The sequence below is a fragment of the Arthrobacter sp. Y3225116 genome, assembly GCF_059091245.1.
The window spans coordinates 1-3,150 of record NZ_JBNHGL010000290.1; the positions used below are offsets into that span (position 1 = coordinate 1).

A 3,150-nucleotide genomic window follows, 5' to 3' on the forward strand; every position below is an offset into this window, starting at 1 on the left:
CGCGTCGCCGTCGGCGGCGGCCTGGCGCAGCAGCAGGACCGGCAGGGTGGGGACGCCCTCCCGCAGGTCGGTGCCCGGGGTCTTGCCGGACTTGGCCTTGAGCCCGGTCACGTCAATCACGTCGTCGGCCAGCTGGAACGCCACGCCCACCTTCTCGCCGTATTCCAGCATCACGTTCACGGCCTGCTCGCCGGCTCCGGAGAACATGGCGCCGAGCTGGCCGGAGGTGGCGATCAGCGAGGCGGTCTTGTCCGCGATCACGGAGAGGTAGTGCTCCACCGGGTCCTCGTCCTCGCGCGGGCCGACGGTCTCGTGCAGCTGGCCGAGGCAGAGCCGCTCGAAGGTGCGCGCCTGGATCCCGACCGCTTCAGGCCCCAGCTGGGACACCAGCAGCGAGGCGCGGGCAAAGATCAGGTCGCCGGCCAGGATGGCCACCTGGTTGCCCCACACCTCGTGCGCGGTCGGGGCGCCGCGGCGGTACGGCGCGGAATCCATCACGTCGTCGTGGTAGAGCGTGGCCAGGTGCGTCAGTTCGACGACGACGGCGGCCTGCACCACGTCGGGGACCGAGCCGTTGCCCAGCTGCGCGGCCAGGATGGTCAGCAGCGGCCGGATCCGCTTCCCGCCAGCTTCCACGAGATGGCGGCTGGTGGCATCGGCGAAGGGATCGGAGTGTGCGATGGCCGCGCGCAGCTGCTTCTCTACCCGCGCCAGGGCGGTGGAAACCGCGGGACCGAGCTCGGGGTCCTGGGCCACCGGGGCGAAGCCATCCGGCAGGTTCAGGCTGGTGGCAAGGGCGGCAGTCGCGGTATCCAGCTCCGGCGACTCCGGCGGGTTCTGGCCGGCGGGAGTCCAACTCGGTTTGGCGTCAGTCACTGTTCAACACTAACTAATCGTGGGGGCGGTATGGCCGGCCGGTTTGTGGCCGCCGGCCTGGTTCGATGCCGGCGGCGTCAGGTGCTCCAGCAGATGAATAACTCTATCCTCAAATCCCTTGCCGCCCGAGTCGGTCAAATTGGCCAGCATCCGCACCACGAAGCGCATCAACGGCGGGACCGGCATTCCGGTCCGCAGAGCCAGTTTCATAATGGCCGGTTTGCCGATCAGCTGGGCGAAGATCCGGCCCAGGGTGAAGTGGCTGCCCCAGTGCCCGCGGATGATGTCCGGGTAGCGGGCCATCGCGGCGTCGAAGCCGGCCATGCTGAGCAGCTGCCCGCCGGTTCCGGACAGGCGGCCGTGCGCCTCGGCGATCAGCTCGGCCGCGTAGCGGGCGGACTCCATGGCGTAGGAGATGCCCTCGCCGTTAAACGGGCTGACCATGCCGCCGGCGTCGCCGAGCAGCAGCAGGCCGGGGCTGTAGTGCGGCGTCCGGTTGAACCCCATCGGCAGGGCCGCACCGCGGACCTGCCCCACCTGGTTTTCCTCGGTGAAGCCCCACTCCGCCGGCATGCCGGCGGTCCACTCGCGCAGCACCTGCCGGTAGTCCAGCTTGCCGAAGGACTTGGACGAGTTGAGGATGCCCAGGCCCACGTTGGATGTCCCGTCGCCAACGCCGAAGACCCAGCCGTAGCCGGGCAACGGGTTGCCGGCCGCGTCGGGGAGCTCCAGCCACCCTTCCATCCAGTCGTCGTCGTGCCGGGGGGAGGTGAAATAGGTACGCACGGCCACGCCCAGCGGCCGGTCGTCGCGCTTCTCGATGCCCAGGCTCAGGGCCGTGCGGGTGGAGTTGCCGTCGGCGGCCAGCACCACGTCGGCGAAGAAGTCCTTGGTCTCCCCGGTCTTGCGCCCGCGCTCGTCCAGCACGTTGGCGCGGACCCCGGTGACCCGTCCGGCCTCGTTCCGGAGGGCGGTGGAAACGGAGTGGCGTTCCAGCACGACGGCGCCGGCGGCCGCCGCGTGACGGGCCAGCTGCTCGTCGAAGCCCATGCGGGTGCGGATCAGCCCGTAGTCCGGGAAGTCGCTCAGTTCCGGCCAGGGCAGCTCAAGCTGCCGGCCGCCGGCGATCAGCCGCAGCCCCCGGTTCCGGCGCCAGCCGGCGGATTCCTCGTGCGGCAGTCCCAGCAGCTGGACTTCGCGCACGGCGCGGGGCGTCAGGCCGTCGCCGCAGACCTTTTCGCGCGGGAAGGCCGTCTTTTCCAGCACGGTCACGTCCACGCCGGCGCGGGCGAGATAGTACGCGGCCGTGGATCCGGCCGGCCCCGCCCCAACAATGAGAACTGACATGGCTACAGGGTGTGCCTGCTGCTCTGGCGCCGCAGCGCGGCCTGCGCCCGGGCGTTGGCCGCCTCGTTGCGGCCGGGCTTGACGGCCCGGTGCACGGCGACGATGCCGCCGGACAGGTTGCGGTAGGCCACGTCCTGCCAGCCTTCGCCGGTGATCCACTCGCCCAGCTGGTCCTGGTTCGGCCAGGCGCGGATGGACTCGGCCAGGTAGACGTAGGAGTCGGGGTTGGACGAGATTTTGGACGCGATCGCCGGCAGCGCGCGCATCAGGTACTCGGTGTAGACGGTGCGCCAGACCGGGAGGGTGGGGTGCGAGAACTCGGCGATCACGAGCCGGCCGCCGGGCTTGGCCACGCGCAGCATTTCGCGCAGCGCCAGTTTCGGATCGCTGACGTTGCGCATGCCGAAGGAGATGGTCACGGCGTCGAAGGAGTTGTCCGCGAAGGGCAAATTGGTCGCGTCACCGGCCACGAAGTCGATGTCGGGGCGGCGGCGCTTGCCGACGCGCAGCATGCCCAGGGAGAAGTCGCACGCCACCACGTGGATGCCGGCATCGGCATAGGGTTCGCTGGAGGTGCCCGTGCCGGCGGCGAGGTCCAGGACCTTCTGGCCACGCTCGGCGCCCACCGCGTCCACCACGATCCGGCGCCACCGGCGGGTCTGGCCCATCGACAGCACATCGTTGACCAGGTCGTACTTCGGCGCCACGTCGTCGAACATGGCGGCTACTTCATCCGGGCGCTTCTCCAGCGATGCACGATTCACTGGGCCATTGTCTCAAAGACCGGCGGCCGCCCGCGAACCCGGGCTTTCGCGGGCGGTGGCGTTTGCCGGGCAGAGTAGGCTTAATGACCATGACCTCCCCCCTGTCCCCCTCGTCCGGCCTGCCCGGAACCGGGCCTGCCGCGCCGGCCGGCCGCACGGAACC

General features: G+C 70.3%; 3 protein-coding genes. All 3 read right to left on the bottom strand.

Annotated features, from left to right (window positions below; genetic code table 11):
- Window positions 1-876 (bottom strand): polyprenyl synthetase family protein (locus AC5RV2_RS16250; RefSeq protein WP_494093194.1); only part of this gene is annotated, 876 nt, incomplete at its 3' end.
- 9 nt (window positions 877-885) lie between these two features.
- Window positions 886-2,223, bottom strand: a complete 1,338-nt coding sequence (locus tag AC5RV2_RS16255; protein ID WP_494093195.1) for a geranylgeranyl reductase family protein — start codon at window positions 2,221-2,223, stop codon at window positions 886-888.
- A gap of 2 nt (window positions 2,224-2,225) precedes the next feature.
- Window positions 2,226-2,987 (bottom strand): demethylmenaquinone methyltransferase, encoded by a 762-nt coding sequence (locus AC5RV2_RS16260; protein WP_494093196.1) that lies wholly within the window; start codon window positions 2,985-2,987, stop codon window positions 2,226-2,228.
- Between the last annotated feature and the right edge of the window lie 163 nt (window positions 2,988-3,150).

Bases quoted from the DNA above. Each gene is read 5' to 3' on its own strand.
- AC5RV2_RS16255 (WP_494093195.1), bottom strand. From the start codon at position 2,223: ATGTCAGTTCTCATTGTTGGGGCGGGGCCGGCCGGATCCACGGCCGCG.